At 72.1% G+C, this 22174-nt stretch carries 18 protein-coding genes; 11 read left to right on the top strand and 7 right to left on the bottom strand.

What is annotated here, in order from left to right; translation table 11 throughout:
- Positions 1-2: 2 nt before the first annotated feature.
- Both ACZ60E_RS20050 and ACZ60E_RS20045 read right to left on the bottom strand, forming a co-directional pair.
- The gene (locus tag ACZ60E_RS20050) at positions 3-854 is read right to left on the bottom strand and encodes a siderophore-interacting protein (protein ID WP_469442058.1); all 852 of its coding nucleotides are present in this window, start codon (positions 852-854) and stop codon (positions 3-5) included.
- A 124-nt stretch (positions 855-978) separates the two neighbouring features.
- Positions 979-1926 (bottom strand): 5'-3' exonuclease, encoded by a 948-nt coding sequence (locus tag ACZ60E_RS20045; protein WP_384808446.1) that lies wholly within the window; start codon positions 1924-1926, stop codon positions 979-981.
- A gap of 295 nt (positions 1927-2221) precedes the next feature.
- Here ACZ60E_RS20045 and ACZ60E_RS20040 point away from each other — a divergent pair, with 295 nt between their 5' ends.
- From ACZ60E_RS20040 to ACZ60E_RS20025, 4 genes are all read left to right on the top strand, one after another.
- A complete protein-coding gene (locus ACZ60E_RS20040; protein ID WP_384808387.1) occupies positions 2222-3310 on the top strand; it encodes a quaternary amine ABC transporter ATP-binding protein in 1089 nt (362 codons plus the stop codon).
- Positions 3303-5918 carry an ABC transporter permease/substrate binding protein gene (locus ACZ60E_RS20035; protein ID WP_469442055.1) on the top strand — a complete coding sequence of 872 codons (2616 nt, stop codon included), beginning with the start codon at positions 3303-3305 and terminating at the stop codon, positions 5916-5918. Before ACZ60E_RS20040 ends, ACZ60E_RS20035 begins: the two co-directional genes overlap by 8 nt.
- Positions 5919-6111: 193 nt before the next feature.
- Positions 6112-6675: a helix-turn-helix domain-containing protein gene (locus ACZ60E_RS20030; RefSeq protein ID WP_107019833.1), complete on the top strand. Its 564-nt coding sequence runs from the start codon at positions 6112-6114 to the stop codon at positions 6673-6675.
- 49 nt (positions 6676-6724) lie between these two features.
- Entirely contained in the window at positions 6725-7423 is a 699-nt protein-coding gene (locus ACZ60E_RS20025; protein WP_469442053.1) for a helical backbone metal receptor, read from the top strand.
- On the opposite strand, the gene ACZ60E_RS20020 is transcribed toward ACZ60E_RS20025, so the two are convergent.
- On the bottom strand, positions 7350-8534 hold the full coding sequence (locus tag ACZ60E_RS20020) for a TDT family transporter (protein WP_469442051.1): 1185 nt from the start codon (positions 8532-8534) through the stop codon (positions 7350-7352). The two genes, ACZ60E_RS20025 and ACZ60E_RS20020, sit on opposite strands and share 74 nt — an antisense overlap.
- 70 nt (positions 8535-8604) lie before the next feature.
- Here ACZ60E_RS20020 and ACZ60E_RS20015 point away from each other — a divergent pair, with 70 nt between their 5' ends.
- On the top strand, positions 8605-9546 hold the full coding sequence (locus ACZ60E_RS20015) for a LysR family transcriptional regulator (RefSeq protein ID WP_469442050.1): 942 nt from the start codon (positions 8605-8607) through the stop codon (positions 9544-9546).
- A 627-nt stretch (positions 9547-10173) separates the two neighbouring features.
- Here ACZ60E_RS20015 and ACZ60E_RS20010 read toward each other — a convergent pair.
- A complete protein-coding gene (locus ACZ60E_RS20010) occupies positions 10174-10884 on the bottom strand; it encodes a gamma-glutamyl-gamma-aminobutyrate hydrolase family protein (protein ID WP_469442048.1) in 711 nt (236 codons plus the stop codon).
- A 75-nt stretch (positions 10885-10959) separates the two neighbouring features.
- The gene (locus ACZ60E_RS20005; protein ID WP_469442046.1) at positions 10960-11703 is read right to left on the bottom strand and encodes a FadR/GntR family transcriptional regulator; all 744 of its coding nucleotides are present in this window, start codon (positions 11701-11703) and stop codon (positions 10960-10962) included.
- Positions 11704-11831: 128 nt separating this feature from the next.
- Here ACZ60E_RS20005 and ACZ60E_RS20000 point away from each other — a divergent pair, with 128 nt between their 5' ends.
- From ACZ60E_RS20000 to ACZ60E_RS19985, 4 genes are all read left to right on the top strand, one after another.
- Positions 11832-13196 (top strand): glutamine synthetase family protein, encoded by a 1365-nt coding sequence (locus ACZ60E_RS20000; protein ID WP_469442043.1) that lies wholly within the window; start codon positions 11832-11834, stop codon positions 13194-13196.
- Positions 13197-13207: 11 nt separating this feature from the next.
- Positions 13208-14614, top strand: a complete 1407-nt coding sequence (locus ACZ60E_RS19995) for an aldehyde dehydrogenase family protein (RefSeq protein WP_469442042.1) — start codon at positions 13208-13210, stop codon at positions 14612-14614.
- Entirely contained in the window at positions 14611-15411 is an 801-nt protein-coding gene (locus ACZ60E_RS19990) for a 3-oxoacyl-ACP reductase (RefSeq protein WP_469442040.1), read from the top strand. Before ACZ60E_RS19995 ends, ACZ60E_RS19990 begins: the two co-directional genes overlap by 4 nt.
- Positions 15412-15489: 78 nt before the next feature.
- Entirely contained in the window at positions 15490-16470 is a 981-nt protein-coding gene (locus ACZ60E_RS19985; RefSeq protein ID WP_469442038.1) for a DUF2510 domain-containing protein, read from the top strand.
- Positions 16471-16510: 40 nt separating this feature from the next.
- On the opposite strand, the gene ACZ60E_RS19980 is transcribed toward ACZ60E_RS19985, so the two are convergent.
- Positions 16511-17713, bottom strand: a complete 1203-nt coding sequence (locus tag ACZ60E_RS19980; protein ID WP_384808365.1) for an amino acid deaminase/aldolase — start codon at positions 17711-17713, stop codon at positions 16511-16513.
- A 1155-nt stretch (positions 17714-18868) separates the two neighbouring features.
- Here ACZ60E_RS19980 and ACZ60E_RS19975 point away from each other — a divergent pair.
- On the top strand, positions 18869-19861 hold the full coding sequence (locus ACZ60E_RS19975) for a hypothetical protein (protein ID WP_469442036.1): 993 nt from the start codon (positions 18869-18871) through the stop codon (positions 19859-19861).
- Positions 19858-21042, top strand: a complete 1185-nt coding sequence (mycP, locus tag ACZ60E_RS19970; protein WP_469442034.1) for a type VII secretion-associated serine protease mycosin — start codon at positions 19858-19860, stop codon at positions 21040-21042. Before ACZ60E_RS19975 ends, mycP begins: the two co-directional genes overlap by 4 nt.
- 23 nt (positions 21043-21065) lie before the next feature.
- Here mycP and ACZ60E_RS19965 read toward each other — a convergent pair whose 3' ends face one another.
- Positions 21066-22034, bottom strand: coding sequence for a serine hydrolase (locus tag ACZ60E_RS19965; RefSeq protein WP_469442032.1), 969 nt, complete (start codon positions 22032-22034; stop codon positions 21066-21068).
- Positions 22035-22174 lie beyond the last annotated feature (140 nt).

Here is a 22174-nt window from a genome sequence, read left to right as displayed (position 1 = left end):
CCTCAGGCAGAGGCGGCAGGAGGCGCAGCCTCCTGCTCGGCCTCGACCTGCGCGTTCCAGTCCCGCTTCGCGGCCTGCCACCCGTCCTCGTTGTGGCCCAGCCGCCAGTACCCGGAGATGGAGATGTCCTCACGCGGAATCTCCTTCTCGACGCGCAGCAGCCGCCGCAGCTCCTTCACGAAGCCCGCCTCGCCGTGCACGAACGCGTGCACGCGGCCCGCCGGGAACTCCAGTGCCTGGACGGCCGCCACCAGGGCCTCGCCGACCGGCCGGTCGCCGCGGTGCAGCCAGACGACCTCCACGGCGGAGTCGAACTTCTGCTCCTCCTCCGGCCCGGAGACCTCCACGAAGGCACGCACCTGCGCTCCGTGGGGCATGCCCTCCAGGGAGGCGGCGATGGCGGGCAGCGCGCTCTCGTCACCGGCCAGCAGATGCCAGTCGGCTTCGGCGTCGGGGGCGTACGCCCCGCCCGGTCCGAGGAAGCGCACGAGCTCGCCCGCCTGTACGTGGGCGGCCCAGGGCCCGGCAAGTCCCTCGTCGCCGTGGATCACGAAGTCGAGGGTCAGTTCACGCTGCTCGGGGTCCCAGGCGCGCACCGTGTACGTACGTGTGATGGGCCACTGCTCACGGGGGAACTCCTCGCGGATCCGCGCCATGTCGAAGGGCTCCGGATACGTCACGCCCTCGGCGGCGAACAGCAGCTTCACGTAATGGTCGGTGCTGGTGCCCGCGGTGAAGTCGGCGAGCCCCTCGCCTCCGAGGACCACCCGCTGCATGTGCGGTGTCAGCCGCTCCGTACGGACCACTCGCGCGGAGTGCGGCTTGGGAGCCTTGCGTGCCGGACGCTCTGCCATAACGGCCTCCTGGATAAGTTCGCTAAGGCTTACCTAAGTTAGCACCTCTCCCTAGGCCACACCTCGTGACACGCCTCAGGTGAACGGGAACTCGTGACGCGACCCCACCCGTCCAGTGTCCCTCTCAGGACCCCAGAGTCGACAACAGCCGCGTCAAGGAACCGCCGAGACCCCAGCGAGCCGCCAGAGCGTCGACGGCCGCCGGATCGCGCGGTGTGTGCGGCAGCGCGGTGTCCACCGGCGGCAGGGGCACGTCACCGGCCACCCTGACGACCTTCGGCGCGACCGACACGTACGGCCGCGACTCGTCCAGGCGCCTGCGCTGCGAGGGGGTCAGCTTGGCCTTCGGGTCGTCCACCGCCGCCATGATCCCGGCCAGGTCCCCGAACTCGGCCAGCAGCTTGGCGGCCGTCTTCTCGCCGATGCCCGGCACGCCCGGCAGCCCGTCGCTGGGGTCGCCGCGCAGCAGCGCCAGATCCACGTACCCCGGCCCGTCCACGCCGTACCTCTCGCGCAGCCAGGCCTCGTCCGTGAGCTGGAGGGAGCCGACGCCCTTGAGCGGGTACAGCACGCGGACGCCCCGCTCGTCGTCCACCAGTTGGTACAGGTCGCGGTCGCCGGTGACGATGTCGACCGGGCCCGTGGCGCGGCCGGCGAACGTGCCGATCACGTCGTCCGCCTCGTACCCCTCGACGCCCACGCGCGCGATGCCCAGCGCGTCCAGGATCTCCTCGATGACCGGCACCTGCGGCGAGAGGGTGTCGGGCACCTCCTCCTCGTCCGGGCCGGTCTCGGTCTCCTGGGCCACGCGGTGCGCCTTGTAGGAGGGGATCAGGTCGACCCGCCACTGCGGGCGCCAGTCGGCGTCCATGCAGGCCACCAGGTCGTCCGGCCGGTGGTCCTTCACCAGGCGGTCGATGAACTCAAGAAGGCCCCGCACGGCGTTCACGGGAGTGCCGTCCGGGGCCTTCACGGATTCCGGCACCCCGAAGTAGGCGCGAAAGTACAGGGATGCGGTGTCGAGGAGCATGGTTCGCCGGGGCTGCTGAGTCTGCTGCGTCACGTCTCGCATCATGCCGTACGGCACTGACAGTCACCGCCCGGCGCGGACGGTGTGCGAAAGGCCGCGCACGGTGAGGCGGGCGAAGGCGAGTTCCGCAACCGTCGGGAAGTAAACAAAATGTGAACTGGGACACGGTCGGGTTTGCGCCAAGGGAGTCGGGGCAGGGGCGCAACCGGAGCGAACCCGGTCGCATTTTCAACCACACCTGAACATGCGCGGACCGGATGAGCGGGCGGAACCCGCATCGCTCCACGGCCCGCCGGCGGGGGAGGCGGGCCGTCTTCGTTCGACCGGAGAGGTACTTGTGTCATCCAGGCTGCAGGCGGAAAAGCTCTACAAAGTGTTCGGAAGACGACCCGGCGAGGCCGTCGAGCGACTGCGAGGGGGAGCCGACCGCGAGGAACTGCGCGCCGACGGCATCACGGCCGCGGTGATCGACGCCTCCTTCACGGTGGAACCCGGCGAGATCTTCGTCGTGATGGGACTCTCGGGATCCGGCAAGTCCACACTGCTGCGCATGCTCAACGGGCTTCTGGAGCCCACCGAGGGACGCGTGGTCTTCGACGGGCAGGACCTGACCGCGCTGAACGACCGTGAGATGCGCGAGGTCCGCTCCCGCAAGGTGAGCATGGTCTTCCAGCACTTCGCGCTCTTCCCGCACCGCAGCGTCCTGGAGAACGCCGCGTACGGCCTTGAGGTGCAGGGGGTGCCGCGCGCCGAACGCCACGAGCGCGCCAACAAGGCCCTGATCCTGGCCGGCCTCGCCGGCTGGGAGAAGTCCTGGCCCGACGAACTGTCCGGCGGTATGCAGCAGCGCGTGGGCCTCGCCCGCGCGCTCGCCACCGACGCCGACCTGCTGCTGATGGACGAGTCGTTCAGCGCGCTCGACCCGCTGATCCGCCGCGACATGCAGGACCAGCTGATCGAACTGCAGAAGAAACTCAAGAAGACCATCGTGTTCATCACCCACGACCTCAACGAGGCCATGCGCCTGGGCGACCGCATCGCCGTCATGCGGGACGGCCGGATCGTACAGATAGGCACCGCCGAGGACATCCTCGTGCGCCCCGCGAACGACTACGTGGCCTCCTTCACCCAGGACGTCGACCGCTCCCGCGTCCTCACCGCGGCCTCGGTCATGGACACGGAGCTGCGCGGCGACGAGGCGGACTGCGGCTGCGAGACCGCCCGGCCCGACTCGTCGTTCGGTGAGCTGTGCGCGATCAGCGCGCGGCTGACGCATCCCGTCGCCGTCGTCGACAAGAAGGGGAAGCTGGTCGGAGTCGTGCCACGGCGGCGGCTCGTCGGCTTCCTCGGTGACGAACAGGGGGAACCCGCGCCCTGCGACTCTCCCGGCGGCAAGACCCTCGGGGCGGTGAAGACCGATGCCTAGAGTCCCCTTCGGCGACTGGGTCAACGACGCGGTCGACTGGCTGCTGAACCACATGGCGTGGCTCTTCGACTTCTTCAAGACCGTCTTCCTCGGCGCCTACGACGGCATCAACGCCGTCCTCCAGGCCCCCGAACCGCTCCTCCTCGCGGGCATCTTCGCGGTCATCGCGTTCTGGCTGCGCGGCACCTCGGCAGGTCTCCTCACCTTCGTGGGATTCGCGTTCATCGACTCCCTCGAACTGTGGGAGAACGCGATGGTGACCCTGTCGCTCGTCCTGGTGGCGACGATCATCGCGCTCGTCATCTCGGTGCCCGTCGGCATCTGGGCGGCACGCTCGGACCGGGTCAGCAGCATCGTGCGGCCCGTGCTCGACTTCATGCAGACGCTGCCGGCGATGATCTACCTGATCCCGGCGATCCTGTTCTTCGGCACCGGCGCCCCCGCGGGCATCGTGGCCACCCTGATCTTCGCGCTGGCACCCGGCGTCCGGATGACCGAGCTGGGCATCCGGCAGGTAGACAAGGAACTGGTCGAGGCCGCCGACGCGTTCGGCACCACCCCCGGCAACATCCTGCTGCGCGTCCAGCTGCCGCTGGCCCTGCCCACCGTCATGGCGGGCGTCAACCAGGTCATCATGCTGGGTCTGTCCATGGCCGCCATCGCGGGGATGGTCGGCACCGGCGGGCTCGGCGGTGACGTGAACGAGGCGATCGGCCAGCTGAACGTCGGCCTCGGCTCCGAGGCGGGCGTCGCCATCGTCATCCTCGCCATCTACCTGGACCGGATGACCAGCGCGCTGGGCACCCAGGTCTCGCCGCTCGGCCGCCGCGCCGCCGCCAAGCTGCGCGCCGCACAGGGCCTGAAGATCTGGACCTACCGTCCGCAGCCCACCGTGGCCGTGGTCGGTGTCGTCGTGCTGGCGCTCGTCGCGGGCGGCATGGGCATGTTCGGCTCCGACGACACCGAGACGGCCGCGTCCGACTCCAAGAACGTCGGCCAGGGCAAGAAGATCACCATCGGCTACATCCCCTGGGACGAGGGCGTCGCCTCCACCTTCCTGTGGAAGGAGATCCTGGAGCAGCGCGGCTACAAGGTCGACGTCAAGCAGTTCGACGCGGGCCCCCTCTACACCTCCCTCGCGCAGGGCGACATCGACTTCCAGACCGACTCCTGGCTGCCCGTCACCCACGCGGAGTACTGGAAGAAGTACGGCAAGCAGCTCGACGACATGGGCTCCTGGTTCGGCCCGACGTCCCTGGAGCTGAGCGTGCCCGCCTACATGGACGACATCGAGACCCTGGAGGACCTCAAGGGCAAGGCCGGGGAGTTCGACGGCAAGATCACCGGCATCGAGTCCAGCGCCGGAATGATGGGTCTTCTCAAGAAGAAGGTCCTCAAGGAGTACGGGCTCGACAAGGAGTACAAGGTCGTCGACAGTTCGACGCCCGCGATGCTCGCCGAGCTGAAGCGCGCGTACGCCAAGAAGGAGCCGTTCGTCGGCACGCTCTGGTCGCCGCACTGGGCGTACAGCGAGTACAAGCTGAAGAAGCTCAAGGACACCAAGAACGCCTGGGGCAAGGGCGACGGTGTGCACACGCTGTCCCGCAAGGGGTTCGCGAAGGACGACCCGGTCGTCGGCAAGTGGCTCAAGAACTTCAAGATGACCGAGGACCAGCTCACCGGTCTTGAGGCGGAGATCAACAAGGCCGGCAAGGGCGCTCAGCAGGACGCCGTGCGCACCTGGCTGAAGAGCAACTCCAAGGTCGTCGACGAGCTGGCCCCGGTGGCGAGTTCCTCCTCCGGCACCCCGGCCGAGGCGAAGAAGGCCATCGACGTCGCCTGGTTCCCGTGGGACGAGGACGTCGCCGTCACGTACCTGTGGAAGAACGTCCTGGCCCGGCGCGGCTACACGCTGAACCTGAAGCAGATGGACGTCGGCCCGGTCTACACGGGCCTCGCCTCCGGCGACATCGACCTCAACTTCGACGCCTGGCTCCCGTACGCGCAGTCGAACTACTGGAACAAGCACAAGGACAACCTGACGGACCTCGGCACCTGGTACGAGCCGACGTCCCTGGAGGTCGCGGTGCCCTCCTACGTCAAGGACGTCAAGTCCCTGGCGGACCTCAAGGGCAAGGCCGACACCTTCGACGGCAGGATCATCGGGATCGAGCCGGGCACCGGCGAGATGAACCTCCTGAAGAAGGACGTGCTTCCGGGCTACGGCCTCGACAAGGAGTACAAGGTCGTCGACGGCTCCACGCCCGCGATGCTCGCCGAGCTGAAGCGCGCGTACGCCAAGAAGGAGCCCGTCGCCGTCACCCTGTGGTCCCCGCACTGGGCCTACAGCGAGTACAAGCTGACGAAGCTCTCGGACGAGAAGAAGCTGTTCGGTGAGGGCAACACGATCCGGACCATCTCCAACAAGAAGTTCCCCGGCGAGTATCCGCAGCTCACCAAGTGGATCAAGAACTTCAAGATGACCGAGGGCGAACTCGGCAGCCTGGAGGCCGAGATCAAGGACCAGGGTCAGGGACACGAGGAGGACGCCGTGGCCGCGTGGCTCAAGGAGCACCCGGACATGGTGGAACGCATGACTCCGCAGTAGCGGACGAGCACGACGAGCGAGGGGCGGACGGCACTGTACGGTGCCGTCCGCCCCTCGCGGTATATACACGACGGATGCGGCAATGTTTATGGGGATGTGACGGCCGCATGAAACGGTTTGGCGAACACCCGTAGGGTGCAGACAACACATCAGGAACCCGCGCACCGACGACGCACAGGGGGGAGCCGAGGCGATGGACGAGAACAAGGAATCCCTTCGAGTGGGCGCGGCCGTCAGGCGGCGGCGCCGGGCGCTGGAGCTGACCCTCGCCGTCGTCGCCGAGCGCAGCGGCCTGTCGGTGCCGTTCCTCAGCCAGGTCGAGAACGAACGGGCCCGGCCCAGTACGCGCTCCCTGGAACGGGTGGCCGACGCCCTCGGCACGACCCGCGTGGAACTGCTGGCGGCAGCCGACCCGGCGCGCAGCGTCGACGTGGTGCGCGCCGACGACTCCGAGTTCACCCATGAGCCCCGTGTGCGCCCCCTGGTGCGCGGTCACCACCAGTTGCACGCCATGGAGTTCTCCGGCGACCAGGACGCCGGCCGGGAGTTCCAGCACCGCAACGACGAGCTGATGTACGTGGCCGAAGGCGTCGTCGAGGTCGAGGCGGAGGGCCGCGCGTACCGCCTGGGCAAGGGCGACACCCTGTATCTGACCGGCGGGGTGCGCCATCGCTGGCGGGCCACCGAGGAGGACACCCGTGTCCTGGTCGTCGCGGTCGCGGACCACATCGAGGCGGTCGACGATCTCAGCCGTTGAGCAGCACGTCGGCCCGGCCGCGAGAGCGTGGCCGAGGGTGGTGTCACTGGTGCCCTCCCTCACCGAGGCCGTCGCCGTGTCCGCCCCGGGAGCCCTCGTCGGGGCGACCGACTGGTGCAGTCACCCCGCCGGGCTCGACGTCGTACGCGTCGGCGGCACCAAGAACCCGGCCGTCGAGCGGATCATCGCGCTCGCCCCGGACCTGGTCGTCGCCAACGAGGAGGAGAACCGCGAGCCCGACCTGACAGCGTTGCGGCAGGCGGGCATCGAGGTCCTGGTCACCGAGGTACGGGATCTGCCGGGGGCCTTGCGTGAACTGGAGCGCGTGACCGCGGCGTGCGGCGTCGGGCGGCCCCGCTGGCTGGACGAGGCCGAGGCGGCGTGGCTCGACCCGCCCCGCCCGCCGGTCCGGCTGCGCGCGGCCGTGCCGATCTGGCGGCGCCCCTGGATGGTCGTCGGCCGGGACACCTTCGCGGGGGACCTGCTGGCGCGCCTCGGCGTCGACAACGCGTACGCGGACCACACCGAGCGCTATCCGCGGGTCCCCGCCGACGCACTGCGCGCCTCCCGCCTCGACCTGGTCGTCCTGCCCGACGAGCCGTACCGCTTCACCCGGGACGACGGCCCCGAGGAGTTCCCCGGGGTGCCCTGCGCGCTCGTCGACGGACGCCATCTCACGTGGTACGGGCCGTCGTTGGCGCAGGCCCCGCGGGTACTGGCCGAGGCGCTGCGAGCAGCCGTCCGCTGAGCAGGCCCCGGGCGGTGTGCGCGGCGGCCACGGCCCAGGCGGCGAGCAGCAGGGCGTACAGGGCGATCGTGAGGCCGTCGTAGACCACGAGCCCCGTATGCCGTCCGATGCCCTCGGCGCCCGTGACACAGGTGCCCACCGGGAAGGTGAACGCCCACCAGGTCATCGTGAAACGCATGCCCCGGCGGTGGGCCCGCACCACCATCGCGCCGGCCAGCGCGAGCCAGAACAGCGCGAAACCCATCACCGGCACGCCGTAGAGCACCGCGAGAACGGCGAGACCCTGGTCGTACGGGGCCGGTACGACCCCCGGCGCTGCGACGGCGAACTTGTCCACGGCCGTCGTCGACTGCCCCAGCGGGCCCAGGACCAGGAACAGGGCCGGGGTGAGGGCGAGCGGCAGCGGGCCGCCCGTGAGGAGCCGGGCGAAGATCATCGGCAGCGTCACCAGCGTGGCCAGCAGACTGAGGCCGAACAGCGCGAAGCAGACGAGCAGCAGCGTCGCGCGGGGCGCGCCCGGCGGCAGATGCGGTACGAGCAGCGGGCCGACGGCCGCGGACACCATCGGGGCGACGAGGGGAAGCAGCCACACGGGGGTGATCTGCGAGGCGTCCGGCCGGTGACGGGTGATCATCAGGTACGGGACGGCCACGGCGGCCGTCAGACCGGTCAGGGTGCCGGCGGTGAACAGGACGGCGTCCAGGGCGACCGCCGCCGGGGTGCCGATCCAGTCCCGGCCGACGACGAGGGCGCCGCCGCCGACGGCGAGCAGGGCCATCGAGAGGCACCCGTAGAACGGTGCCACCGCCGGGTCCATGAGGTGGGCCCTCGCCCGGTCCCCGTGCTGGATCCAGTGCACGGCCCGCGCGACGAGCAGGCCGGCGAGCAGGACCAGGGAGAGCGCCCAGAACGCCGCGCAGACGGTACGCAGGCCGGGGGCGCCGAACGGCAGTCCGGCTCCCGCCGTGGCCACGATCGCGGTGCCCATGACGGGGGCGTACCAGTTGGGTCCGAGGTGACGGACGGCGCCGGCGGCGCTGCGGGGCCGGGTGGGGCCGAGGTGTTCGGTGTGCCCTCTGTGGGTGGGAAGGCGGGGGACGGCGGTGACCATGGCTCCACGGTGCCGTCCGCGCGGGGCGGTCACCAGGGAGTACCGGCCTATGGGGGCATAAGGTGGGTTTATGAGTCGGAGTGACGGGACGGGTGACCAGCCAGTTCGTGCGGCGGGGACAGGGGGCGGGCTGTCGCACCGGGTGCCCGAACTGGGCGCGCTGGAGCTGCTGCTCGCCGTGGCGCGGCTCGGGAGCCTCGGCCGGGCGGCGCGGGAACTCGGTATCACCCAGCCCGCCGCCAGCAGCCGCATCCGTTCCATGGAACGGCAGTTGGGGGTCGCGCTCGTGGAACGGTCACCCAGGGGGTCACGGCTCACCGACGCGGGGGCACTCGTCACGGACTGGGCCCGGCGGGTGGTGGAGGCGGCCGAGGTCTTCGACGCGGGGGCGCAGGCGCTGCGGGACCGGCGGGACTCGCGACTGCGGGTTGCCGCGAGCATGACGATCGCGGAGTACCTGTTGCCGGGGTGGCTGATCGCGTTGCGCGGGCAGCGGCCCGACACGGCGGTGTCCCTGCTCGCGGGGAACTCGACGGTGGTGGCCGAGCGGGTGCTATCGGGAGAGGCGGACCTCGGGTTCGTGGAGGGTGTGTCCGTGGCGGCGGGGCTCGACTCGGTGGTGATCGCACACGACCGGCTGATCGTGGTCACCGCGCCGGGGCACGCGTGGGCGCGGCGGCGGGCCCTCGACGCGGGGGAGCTGGCGGCGACGCCGCTGATCCTGCGGGAGGAGGGGTCGGGGACGCGGCAGGTGCTGGACGCGGCGCTCGGCGGGCTGGCCCGCCCGCTGATCGAGCTGTCGTCGACGACGGCGGTGAAGGCGTCCGCGGCGTCCGGGGCGGGGCCGGCGGTCCTGAGCGAGCTCGCTCTCGGCGAGGAGCTGTCCGCTCGGCGGTTGGTGGAGATTCCGGTGGAGGGGGTTCGCTTGAGCCGGGCCCTGCGGGCGGTGTGGCCGACCGGGTATCGGCCCGCGGGGCCTGCGCGGGATCTTTTGGCTTTGACGCGGTCGTAGGGGGCGGGGGGTTCGGTCACCTGCGGGGGCCTCCGGCCGGGTTGTCGGCTGCGGGTCCGCTGTGGCTGGTCGCGCCGTTCCCCGCGCCCCTGGGTGGGTGGGCCCTCCGGCGGGATTGTCGGCTGCGGGCCGGTGGGGGGTTGCTCGCGCAGTTCCCCGCGCCCCTGGGTGGGTGGGGCTGCGGCCGGGATGGTCGGCTGCACGCCGGTGGGGGTTGCCCGCGCAGTTCCCCGCGCCCCTAGGGGGGTGGGGCCTCTGGCCGGGTTGTCGGCTGCGGGTCCGGTGTGGCTGGTCGCGCCGTTCCTCGCGCCCCTGGGTGGGGGGTGGAGGGTGGTTCGTGGGGGTGTCCCGTGGCATGACGCAACCCGCTCGCCTCCGCCCCGTCAGGGGCGCGAGGAACTGCGCGAGCAACCGTCGACAACCCGCAGCCGACAACCGACCTGAGGGCCTTTAGGGGCGCGGGGAACGGCGCGCTCAGCCCCCACCGGCGTGCAGCCGACACCCCGGCGGAGGTCCTACCCCCCTAGGGGCGCGGGGAACTGCGCGAGCAACCCCCACCGACCCGCAGCCGACCCCCCCCGGCCCCCGCCGAAACCCGGCTTCGTGGGGCAGGGGTGGAGCCCCGGGTCAGGGGAGCGTGGGGGTGGAACTGCGTACCAAGCCCTTCATCAGGCGGGCGTCCGTGGCCATTTCCGGGTGCCATTGGACTCCCAGGGTCCAGCCGGGCCCAGGCAGTTCCACCGCCTCCACCGTGGCGTCCTCCGCGAACGCGCTCGCCACGAGCCCCGTTCCCAAGCGACCCACCGCCTGGTGGTGATACGTCGGTACGGACGCCGCCTCCGTGCCGAGCAGGTCCGCGCAGAGCGACCCCGGCACCGGCTTCACCGCGTGCCGTCCGAACACCCCCACCGCCTCGACATGCCCGTCGACGTGCTGCACGAGCGTCCCGCCGAGCGCGACGTTCAGCAGCTGCATCCCCCGGCAGATGCCGAGCAGCGGCGTCCCGGACGCCAGCGCCGCCTCGATCAGCGCGAGTTCCCAGTTGTCACGCGCCCGCGCCTCCGGCCCGCAGCGCGGGTCGCGCTCGGCCCCGTACCGGGACGGGTCCACATCGGGGCCGCCCGCGATCACCAGCCCGTCGAGCCGGGCCACGGCCCCCGCGGCGTACGCGGGATCGTCCGGCGGCAGCATCGCGGCCACCCCGCCCGCCGCCTGGACGAGCCGCGGATAGCCGGCCGGCAACAGCGCCGCCTCCAGCTCCCACACCCCCCACCGCGCCGTCTCCAGATACGTACTGACCCCGATCAGCGGCCGGTAGGCCGTCCCCGTGCTCCCCACATCCACCACTCCCGCCGAGAGTTGTCCAAAGTGTGCGAACTCATACCTTTGCCGCTGACGCGGGCGTGCGCCCGGCTACGTCAGGAAGCCGCGCAGCAGCGCCGCCGTACCCGCGCAGTGCTCACGCATCGCCCCGCGCGCCCCGTCCGCGTCCCCGGCCAGGACCGCCTCGACGAGCGCCGCGTGCTGACGCTGCGAGTGCTCCAGGTTGCGTACCAGCAGGGGGATGCAGTCCAGGAGGTCGTTCACGGTCGACCGGACGGCCGCGTACTGGGCGGTGAGGGTCGGCGAACCGGACAGTTCCGCGAGGGTCAGGTGGAGGAGGGTGTCCAGGCGCCGGTAGTCGGCCAGCGGAGCGTCCCGCGTGCGGGCCAGCGCCTCGCGCAGGAGCCGGGCCCGCGCCCCGGAGAGCCCGTGGGCCGCGCAGAGTTCCGCGGCGCCGACCTCCAGCACCTCACGGAAGCGCAGTACGTCCTCGATGTCGACGCCCTCGACGCGCCGGCGCAGCGCGGCCCCGCCCGTCGCCCCGGCCGCCCCGGAACGGGCCCGCACGAACGTGCCCCCGTACCGGCCGCGCCGGGACTCGACCAGCCCCTGGTCCTGGAGCACCTTCAGGACCTCGCGGAGCGTCACCCGGCTGATCCCGAGCCGCTGCGCCAACTCCCGCTCGGAGGGCAGCCGTTCACCGCCGGGGACCAGACCCAGGCGGACGACCTGGAGGATCTGCTCCAGCGCCTCCTCGAAGCCGTTGCCCGCGCGCACCGGCCGCAGCACCGGTGCCAGCCGGTCACCGTGGCCGTGTGGATCAGAGTCCGGCATCCGGCCGCGCCCCCTTCCCAAGCAATGGTTCCCCGCAATACCTTAGGGCCATTGCCGATCATTGACGGCCAGAGATGGCAGGGGATGGCCGGGGACGGTTCCTGGCCGAACCGAAGGAGGCCTTTTCCGTGGCAGACCGCACACCCCCGCTCACCGTCGAGGAGCTGCACGCCCTCGTCGCGAGCGGCGAGATCGACACGGTCGTCCTGGCCTTCCCGGACATGCAGGGCCGGCTCCAGGGCAAGCGGTTCGCCGCGCGCTTCTTCCTCGACGACGTCCTGCGGCACGGCACGGAGGGCTGCAACTACCTCCTCGCGGTCGACGCCGACATGAACACGGTCGACGGCTACGCGATGTCGTCCTGGGAGCGTGGTTACGGGGACTTCGCCATGCATCCGGATCTGAGCACGCTGCGCCGCGTTCCCTGGAACGAGGGCACGGCCCTGCTCGTCGCCGACCTCGCCTGGAACGACGGCTCGCCCGTGGTGGCCGCGCCCCGGCAGATCCTGCGCCGCCAGCTGGAGCGGCTCGCGGAGCACGGCTTCACCGCACAGGTGGGCACCGAGCTGGAGTTCATCGTCTTCAAGGACACCTACGAGCACGCCTGGGACGCCAACTACCGGGGACTGACGCCGGCCAACCAGTACAACATCGACTATTCGGTCCTCGGTACCGGGCGCATCGAGCCTCTGCTGCGCCGTATCCGCAACGAGATGGCGGCGGCCGGGCTGACCGTCGAGTCCGCCAAGGGCGAGTGCAACCCCGGGCAGCACGAGATCGCGTTCAAGTACGACGAGGCCCTGGTCACCTGCGACCAGCACGCCGTCTACAAGACCGGGGCCAAGGAGATCGCCTCCCAGGAGGGCGTCTCGCTCACCTTCATGGCCAAGTACAACGAGCGCGAGGGCAACTCCTGCCACATCCACCTCTCGCTCGCCGACGCCGACGGCACGAACGTCATGGCCGGTGACGGCGAGGGCGGCATGTCGCAGGTCATGCGGTACTTCCTCGCCGGGCAGCTCGCCGCACTCCGCGACTTCTCCCTCCTGTACGCGCCCAACATCAACTCGTACAAGCGCTTCCAGCCCGGCTCGTTCGCGCCGACCGCCGTCGCCTGGGGGTACGACAACCGCACCTGTGCGCTGCGTGTCGTCGGGCACGGCCGTTCGATGCGCTTCGAGAACCGGCTGCCCGGCGGCGACGTCAATCCGTATCTCGCCGTCGCGGGACTCGTCGCGGCCGGGCTGTACGGCATCGAGCACAAGCTGGAGCTCCCCGAGGCGTGCACGGGGAACGCGTACACCGCGGACTACGCGCACGTGCCCACCACCCTGCGCGAGGCCGCCGAGGCCTGGGAGAACAGCCCGATCGCCCGGGCCGCCTTCGGTGACGAGGTGGTCGCCCACTACCGCAACATGGCGCGCGTCGAACTGGACGCCTTCGACGCCGCGGTGACCGACTGGGAGCTGCGCCGCTCCTTCGAACGCATGTGAGAGGTCCTTCGTTGTCGCACACCCCCACCCCGTCCGCACAGCACGACGGACACGAACTCGTCGTGCTCGACCCGGCCACCGAAGAAGTCGTCGCCACCGTCCAGGGTGCCGGCCCGGCGGACGTCGACGCGGCCGTCGTACGGGCCGGTGCGGCGCAGGCCCGCTGGGCCGCCCTCGCACCGGGCGAGCGGGCCCGGCTGCTGCGCCGCTTCGCCGTCGCCGTCGACGGACACCTCGAAGAACTCGCCCGGCTGGAGGTCAGGGAAGCCGGGCACACCCTCGGCAACGCCCGCTGGGAGGCGGGCAACGTCCGCGATCTGCTCGACTACGCGGCCGGGGGAGTGGAACGGCTGACCGGCCGCCAGATCCCCGTGGCGGGCGGCCTCGACGTCACGATCCTCGAACCGCTGGGCGTGGTCGCCGTCATCGCGCCCTGGAACTTCCCCATGCCGATCGCCGCCTGGGGCACGGCTCCCGCGCTCGCCGCCGGGAACGCCGTCATCCTCAAGCCGGCCGAGACGACCCCGCTGACGGCCCTGCGACTGGCCGAACTCGCCCTGGAAGCAGGCCTTCCCGAGCATCTGTTCCAGGTCCTGCCGGGCGCGGGCCCCATCACGGGCGACGCACTGGTCGAGCACCCCGGGGTCGCGAAAATCGTCTTCACGGGATCGACGACCGTGGGCAAACAGGTGCTGGCCAAGGGGGCGGCCCAGCTCAAGCGCGTCACCCTCGAACTCGGCGGCAAGAGCCCCAACATCGTCTTCGCCGACGCCGACATCGAGGCCGCCGCGGCAGCCACCCCGATGTCCTTCCTCGACAACTCCGGCCAGGACTGCTGCGCCCGCACCCGCATCCTCGTCCAGCGTTCGGCGTACGACCGCTTCCTCGAACTCCTCGCCCCCGCGATCGAGTCCGTCGTCGTCGGAGACCCGTCCGACGAGAAGACCGCCATGGGCCCGCTGATCTCCCGGGCCCAGCTGGAACGCGTACGGTCGTACGTCACCGACGACCTGGCGGGTATCCGGGGCACCGCGCCCGACGGGCCCGGCTTCTGGTTCCCGCCCACCGTCCTGACCGGGGTCGAGCCCCACGCGCGCGTGGCCGTCGAAGAGGTCTTCGGGCCGGTCGCCGTGGTCCTCCCCTTCGAGGACGAGGCCGACGCGATCCGGCTCGCCAACGCCACCGACTACGGCCTCGCGGGCTCCATCTGGACTCGGGACGTGGGCCGCGCCCTGCGCGTGTCGAGCGCCGTCCGCGCCGGGAACCTGTCCGTCAACTCCCACTCCAGTGTCCGCTACTGGACCCCCTTCGGCGGCTTCAAACAGTCCGGCATCGGCCGCGAACTCGGCCCGGACGCCCTGACCGCCTTCACCGAGACCAAGAACGTCTTCATCAGCACGGAGGGCCCCGCACAGTGACCGCATCGACCTCACCGACCGACGCCGTCGTCTGCCGCCGTCTCGTCGGCCGCACCGCCGTCATCACGGGCGCCGGCAGCGGCATCGGCCTCGCCACCGCACGCCGGCTCGCCTCCGAGGGCGCCCATGTCGTCTGCGGCGATGTCGACGAGACCCGGGGCAGGGCCGCCGCCGAAGAGATCGGCGGGATCTTCGTCAAGGTCGACGTCACCGACCCCGACCAGGTCGAGGCGCTCTTCGGGACCGCGAACAGCACGTACGGGTCCGTCGACATCGCCTTCAACAACGCGGGCATCTCACCGCCCGACGACGACTCGATCCTGGAGACAGGACTGGAGGCCTGGAAGCGCGTCCAGGAGGTCAACCTCACCTCCGTGTACCTGTGCTGCAAGGCCGCGATCCCCTACATGCGGCGCCAGGGCAAGGGATCGATCATCAACACCGCGTCCTTCGTGGCCAGGATGGGCGCCGCGACCTCGCAGATCTCGTACACCGCCTCCAAGGGCGGGGTGCTCGCGATGACCCGTGAGCTGGGCGTGCAGTTCGCCCGCGAGGGCATCCGCGTCAACGCCCTGTGCCCCGGTCCGGTCAACACCCCCCTGCTCCAGGAGCTGTTCGCCAAGGACCCGGAGCGGGCCGCGCGGCGCCTCGTGCACATCCCGCTCGGGCGGTTCGCGGAGGCGGACGAGATCGCCGCCGCGGTCGCCTTCCTCGCCAGCGACGACTCCTCGTTCGTGAACGCCACGGACTTCCTGGTGGACGGCGGGATCTCGGGCGCGTACGTCACACCGCTGTAGGGCCCGTCGGGACACTGCTGCGGTGCCCGTCGGGCGGACGGCCCTGTGCCCGTGCCGGGCGGCGCCTAGAGTGCCGGGATGAGCATGACGACCCCGCCCGGCTGGTACCGGGACCCCTCCGCCCCGCACGCGGAGCGCTGGTGGGACGGGACCGCCTGGACCGAGCACCGCCGCACCCCCGGGACGCAGCAGCAGGAACCGCACCAGCAGCAGTATCGACAGCAGCAGCCGTACGCGCAGCCGTACGCGCAGTCCTACGGGCCGGCCCCGACGGCGCCGATGCCGGCGGCCGGCGGCTCCGGACGTGCGAAGGCGGTCGCCCTCACCACCGCGGCGGCCGTCCTCGTCGCGGCCATCGTCACGGGCGCCGTCGTCCTGAGCAAGGACGACGGCGACCCCGGGGCGGCGACCGCGCCCACGGACTCCGTCCCGGCCGCCCCACCGTCCTCGTCCTCGTCCTCGGAGTCCGCTCCGGAGCCGTCCGCCGATCCCGACCTCGTCGTGGACGAACTGAACGGCATCACCCTGCCGCTCCTCGACGGCTGGGCGAGACCCGAGAACGTGTCCGACACCGATGTGGTGATGACCACACCCGGGACGTACGACTGCCCGGGCGACGACGGCCTCTGCCGCCACGGCACGGTCCTCTCGCGCACGGTCACCGCGAACGACGAGAAGTCCACCGCGGCGCTCGCCCGGGACGACATCTCCGACGCGGCCGATCTGGCGTACGACCGCAACAGGGTCGACGAGCGGCCCTTCAACGGCATCACGTCCCACCGGCTGGTCGAGCAGGGCCCGGTCGCGGTCGCGGGGCGCACCGGATACTTCGTGCGCTGGCGCGTCAGGACCGAGGTGGGGCCCGGCGGTTACGTCCAGTCGATGGCGTTCCCGTCCAGCGTCGGCTCGGAGTCGCTGGTCATGGTGCGGTTCGTCTTCGACGCGGGCGCGGAGGGACCGCCCCTCGCCGACATGGACCGGATCACCAAGGGGATCCGGCCCGTCGGCGACGAGGACACGGGCGGGGGCGTGGGCAGCAGCATCGGACCCACGCAGTAACGCCCGCCGCCCGCCGGGTGGCGCCCGCCCGGGCCGGGGCCTACAGGAACGTATGGCCCTCGCCGCGGTACGTCGGCACCGACGCCGTCACCGTGTCGCCCTCCACGAGGTGCAGCACGTCGAACCGCTCGCACAGCTCCCCGGCCTTCGCGTGCCGGAACCACACCTTGTCGCCGATCAGCAGATCGTCGGCGGGCGAGCCGAGCAGCGGCGTCTGCACCTCGCCCGCGCCCTCCTGCGAGTCGTACTTCAGCCCCTCGGGGAGATACGGCACGGGCAGCCGGTCGGGGCCGGGGGCACCCGACGCCGGGTAGCCGCCGCCGAGGACCGTCACCACGCCGACGCCCGGCCGGCGGACGACGGGCTGCGCGAAGAGCGCGGCCGGACGCCCGCTGAACGACGTGTAGTTGTCGAAGAGACGCGGGACGTACAGACCCGACCCGGCCGCGATCTCGGTCACCGAGTCCTCGGCCGCGGTGTGCTGGACGCTGCCCGTGCCGCCGCCGTTGACGAACTCCAGGTCCGGCGCGACCGCCCGGACCGCCCGCACGACGTCCGCGCGGCGCTGCGCCAGCTCCTTGCGGGCCGTCGCCTGCATCAGCCGGATCGCACGCGACCGCAAAGGGCGCCCCCGCAGGTCGTCGCCCACACCGGCGATGTGCCCCTCGTACGCCATGATCCCGACGAGCCGGAAACCGGGCCGGCGGGCGACCGTACGCGCCATGTCGGCGACCTGGGCGGCGGAGTACAGGGGCGAGCGGCGGGCGCCGACCCGGACCCGGCCGCCGAACATCTTCAGCGCGGTGTCCAACTCCAGGCAGACGCGCACCTCTTCGCGCCCGCCGTCCCGGGCGTCGTCGATCAGTTGCAACTGCGCAGGGTCGTCGATCATGACGGTCACGGCGGCGGCGAGTTTGGGATCACCGGTGAGCGTCGCGTACGCGGTCCGGTCGGCGGACGGGTAGGCGAGCAGTACGTCGTCGAAACCGGAGCGGGCCAGCCACAGGGACTCGTCGAGCGTGTAGGACATCAGTCCGGCGAAGCCGTCCCGGGCGAGGACGCGTTCGAGCAGTGCCCGGCAGCGCACCGACTTGCTCGCGACGCGTACGGGCTTGCCCGCCGCCCGCCGTACGAGGTCGTCCGCGTTGGCGTCGAAGGCCTCCAGGTCCACGATCGCGACGGGTGCGTCAAGGTGGGCGGTGGCCCGGTCGTAGCGGGCTCGGTCTGCGGCGCGGGCTGTCATGTGCGAAGCCTGCCAGACCGGATTACCGCAGGGTAGGGGGACGTTCCGGGCAGATGCCCCGGGCCTGCGGACTGGTTCCCACGGGCACCGTGTCAGCCCGTAGAGTGACGCGCACGCAAGCGGGGAACGGATCCGGAGGGGTTCCTTCGGTCAGTCTCGGTCGTCCGGGGTCGAGGAAACGGGGGGTGCATGAGCACGGAAGCGCGCCGCGCCTCCATTCCTCCACGTCCGACGACGCCGCCGGGGACGCCTGTGGGGACGCCTGTGGCGGACGGTGACCGCGACCCGTCGGAGTGGCCGGGGAACACGGACCGGCGACCGTCTGCACCCTCGGCTCCGACTCCGACTTCGGCGTCGGCGTCGGATCGTGACGGCGGGGAGTCCACCGGGGGCGACTGGTTCGGACCGCGCCGCCCTGTGGGGGCGCCGCCGCGACCGCGTACCTCCGAGCAGGCCGCGCCCACCGGGACACCACGTTTCCCGAACCTCGGCCCCGGCGACGGCGGGCAACGCCACACCCCCGAGACGGGCACGCCGCCCCGCGAGGTTCCTCCGGGCGGCGCCGAGTGGGCGGGCGTCACACCGCGCCCGAACGCCGGTCCAGCCGCGGACGCGGGCCGTCCCGCCGCCCCACCACGTCCGACGACGGCACCGCGCGCGCCCATGGCAGGCGCGGAGTGGACGACCGCCCCCGCCTCGCCGCACGTCCCTTCGGCGCAGCCCCCATCGCGTTCCGCCTCACGTCCGGCGGACGAAGCGGGTACGCCGTCGGGTCCGGCCGCGGCTCCCGGGCGGCCTCCGCGTCCCGACCAGCAGGATTTCCCGCTCCGCCCCGCGAACGAACCTGGTGCCTCCACCCCGGGCCCCCGACGCCCTGAGGCCCCACCGCGTCCCACGAGCGCTCCCCGCCCCACCGCACCGCACACCCCGGAACGGCCGACCTCGGCGACCGAGCCGCGAGCGACCGGCGCCGACACCGCGCAGCGGCCCGGTGCCGGGCCGGCCGAGCCCCGAGCAGCCGGCGGTGACGCCGCTCGGCGCGCCGCGACCGGGCTGCCGTTGCGGCCGTTTGCTCCGCCGGTGCCCGGGGCCCATCAGGCCTTTGCGGGGCGGGGTGGGCCGGCCGCGCAGCCTCCGTCGGAGACCACGACCCGCTTGCGGCCCGTTCCCGCCGAGCCCGCTCCGGTGCCGCCGCGCACGGCCCCGCCCGGCAGGACGATGTCCGGGCCCGGTGAGCCGTTCATCGGCGAGTCCTTCACGGGGGAACCCTTCGCGGGCTCGGTACGGCACGCACCCGCGCCTCCCGCCGAGCCGCCGATCAGACCGTTCGTGTCCCTCGCGGAACCGGACACGTACGACGCCGACACCGCACGGGTGCGTCCGACGGGCCCCCGCCGGCGCAGCAGCGTGGCCGCCGCCGCGGCCTGCGTGGTGCTGGGGCTCGGGCTCATCGGCGGTGCGCTGACGGGGAGTTGGCTCACCGGGGACAGCTCGGACGGAACCGGGACACCGGACGCGTTCACCGCGGCCGGCGGCCTCTGGCACAGCGTGCCCGTCGACGAACTCTTCCCGCCCACGGTCAAGGGCGACGGCGCGGGCCCCGGCGGCTCCGACCGCACCTGGACCCGTATCGCCGTGGCCCCCGACAGCGGCTGCGGCGACGCCTTCGACCCCCTCCTGCAGAAAGCCCTCGCGCCCGCAGGCTGCCTGCGCCTGCTGCGGGCCACGTACACGGACGCGACCCGCAGCCACGTCACCACGGTCGGCCTGCTGTTCACGAAGGCCGACTCCGCCGCCATGGCCGTACTGCACCGCCGCTTCGAGGAGCAGAAGCTCGACAGCCGGCGCGACCTCATGCCCCGTACGTACGCGGCGAAGGACACCGTCGCCGCGGGCTTCGGCGACGACCAGCGCGCGTCATGGGCCCTGTCGGTCCTGACCGACGCCCCGGTCGTCACCTACGCGGTCTCCGGCTTCGCCGACGGCCGTCCCGTCGGCGAACCGCAGCCCGCCGCGGACGCGATGAGGACCGGCGCCACCACCGTGCCCGCCCAGGCCGGCCTCGGCCACGACGCACGGGGCCTCGCCGACCGCGTCGAGCGGAGCCTCCGCAAGACCGTCGGCTCGGCCACGGAGAAGCCGTCATGAGCCGCGGGGCGCCCCGTGCAAGGGGCCTGCTGGTCGTCACGCTGGCCGCCGGTCTCGCCCTCCTGCCCTCCACCGCCGCCCACGCCGACGGCATCCGCGCCAAGCAGTGGGCGCTGGAGGCGATGCACACGACCGAGGCGTGGCAGACGACGAAGGGCGCCGGCATCACCGTCGCCGTCCTCGACACGGGCGTCGACGACGAACACCCGGACCTCGCGGGCAACGTCCTCGCGGGCAAGGACATGGTCGGGTTCGGCGCGGGCCGCGGGGACCGCCCCTGGGCCCGGCACGGCACGGCGATGGCCGGCATCATCGCGGGCCACGGACACGGCTCGGGCAACGACGACGGAGTCATGGGCATCGCCCCCGAAGCGAAGATCCTCCCCGTCCGCGTGATCCTCGAAGACGGCGACTCGGCCCGTGCCAAGGCCCGCAACACCCGCGGCAACGCCCTCGCCGAAGGCATCCGCTGGGCCGCCGACCACGGCGCCGACGTCATCAACCTCTCCCTCGGCGACGACTCCAAGTCCGCCCACCCGGAGGCCTCCGAGGACGCCGCCGTGCAGTACGCCCTGGAGAAGGGCGCCGCCGTCATCGCCTCGGCCGGGAACGGCGGCGAGAAGGGCGACCACATCTCGTACCCGGCGGCCTACCCGGGCGTGATCGCCGCGACCGCCGTCGACCGCTACGGGACCCGCGCCTCGTTCTCCACCCGCCGCTGGTACGCCACCGTCAGCGCGCCCGGCGTCGACGTGGTGATAGCCGACCCGGACCGGAAGTACTACGAGGGCTGGGGCACGAGCGCCGCCTCGGCCTTCGTCTCCGGGGCCGTCGCCCTGATCAAGGCCGCCCACCCCGGGCTGTCCCCGGCGCAGATCAAGGACCTCCTTGAGGACACGGCCCGCAACGCGCCCTCCGGCGGGCGCGACGACTCCCTGGGATACGGCTTCGTGGACCCGGCGGCAGCCATCAGGGCGGCGGCCGGTCTGAAGCCGGAGAACCTGAGGGCGGCGGCCAACTCCGACCAGTACTTCGGCAAGGGCCCCGACACCGCCGAGGACGACGGGCCGTCGACCGCCTGGGCCGGCCCCCTGGCGGGCAGCGTCGGAGGCGTCCTCCTCGTCGTGGCGACCATCCTCTGGCGAGGCAGCAGACGACCCCGCCACCCCGACACCCCGTAGGCGTCAGCGACCTCCCGCAAGCCTCAGCTCCCGGCCCCCGCCAGGGCGCTCACGGCTGCCTTCGCCGCCGCCTCCACCATCGAGATCCCCCCGGCCTTCGTGGAGTTGCCGTCCGACAGCACCGCGACCAGGTACGCGCGGCCGTCCACCACCACCCGCCCGACGCTGTTGATGTCCCACAGCCCGGTCGCGGTCCGCGGCAGCCACCCGTTCTTCAGGGCGAACCCGGTCGGCCCCGCGGCCGACACCCCCCAGTCCTGCCCTGCGGCGATCTCCCCCATCAACCCCTGCACATAGGACCGGGAGCCAGCGTCCAGCTCCGAGTCGTCCGCGTCCCCGAACACCTGCCGCAGCAGGGCGAGTTGGTCGGCGGCCGTGGTCTGCGTCAGCCCCCACAACATCCCGTCCCCGCCCTCGGTGCCGTCGAGGCCGAGACGCGCGTTGGCCGCCGCCAGCCCCTGTGCCCGGCCGATCGCCTTCCACAGGGCGCCGGCGGACGCGTTGTCGCTGTCGCGGATCATCGCGGAGGCGTACGTCTTCTCCTGGGCGGTGAGTTCCCGCCCCGCGTCCTGCGCCTGCAGCAGCAGCGTGGCCAGGATGTCGGCCTTCACGATGCTCGCGGTGTCGAAGGCCGCGTCCCCGTACACCGCGCTCAGCCCGGACTCCGTGTCCAGCACCGCCACCGACAGCCGCGCCCCGGTCTCGACGGGGACGGAGCCCATCGCCTCAGCGAGCAGCGCGTCCCCGGACACGGGGGTGGGCTTTGCGGACGTGGGTGCCGTCACAGGTTCCACGGTCGCCTCCTTCGTGGTCGTCGTCCGGGATGACGCCGAGGAGGATACGAGTTCACCGGCGTCGTGCGCCCGCGCGCTCACGTACACCGCCCCCGAGGCCGTGGCGCCGAGCAGGACGAGGGAGGCGATCGCCGCGTGCCCGAGCGGCCTGGCGCGGGACGGGCGGTCACCGTGCCGGCGTGCTCTGTGAGGGAACATGCCGCGAGCCTGGGGCGTGCCACTGTGTGCCCGGTTAGACGCGTGTGAGAACCGTGTCAGGGATCGCTGAGAAACCCCTGAGTCCCGTGAACAGCCTGTTTCCGGGACGGGCAGGCACGGGCAGGTACGGGCAAAGCGCG

The sequence above is a fragment of the Streptomyces sp. NPDC102514 genome, from assembly GCF_055584525.1.
The sequence above is the reverse complement of the archived record's forward strand: the minus strand, read 5'-3'. Positions and strand labels throughout refer to the sequence as shown.

Excerpts from the sequence above, each read along its gene's own strand:
- ACZ60E_RS20045 (WP_384808446.1), bottom strand. The coding sequence starts at position 1,926 with ATGCGAGACGTGACGCAGCAGACTCAGCAGCCCCGGCGAACCATGCTC.
- ACZ60E_RS19965 (WP_469442032.1), bottom strand. The coding sequence starts at position 22,034 with ATGTTCCCTCACAGAGCACGCCGGCACGGTGACCGCCCGTCCCGCGCC.
- ACZ60E_RS19985 (WP_469442038.1), top strand. The coding sequence starts at position 15,490 with ATGAGCATGACGACCCCGCCCGGCTGGTACCGGGACCCCTCCGCCCCG.
- ACZ60E_RS20050 (WP_469442058.1), bottom strand. The coding sequence starts at position 854 with ATGGCAGAGCGTCCGGCACGCAAGGCTCCCAAGCCGCACTCCGCGCGA.
- ACZ60E_RS20030 (WP_107019833.1), top strand. The coding sequence starts at position 6,112 with ATGGACGAGAACAAGGAATCCCTTCGAGTGGGCGCGGCCGTCAGGCGG.
- ACZ60E_RS20005 (WP_469442046.1), bottom strand. The coding sequence starts at position 11,703 with ATGCCGGACTCTGATCCACACGGCCACGGTGACCGGCTGGCACCGGTG.
- ACZ60E_RS20020 (WP_469442051.1), bottom strand. The coding sequence starts at position 8,534 with ATGGTCACCGCCGTCCCCCGCCTTCCCACCCACAGAGGGCACACCGAA.
- ACZ60E_RS20015 (WP_469442050.1), top strand. The coding sequence starts at position 8,605 with ATGAGTCGGAGTGACGGGACGGGTGACCAGCCAGTTCGTGCGGCGGGG.
- mycP (WP_469442034.1), top strand. The coding sequence starts at position 19,858 with ATGAGCCGCGGGGCGCCCCGTGCAAGGGGCCTGCTGGTCGTCACGCTG.
- ACZ60E_RS20035 (WP_469442055.1), top strand. The coding sequence starts at position 3,303 with ATGCCTAGAGTCCCCTTCGGCGACTGGGTCAACGACGCGGTCGACTGG.
- ACZ60E_RS19980 (WP_384808365.1), bottom strand. The coding sequence starts at position 17,713 with ATGACAGCCCGCGCCGCAGACCGAGCCCGCTACGACCGGGCCACCGCC.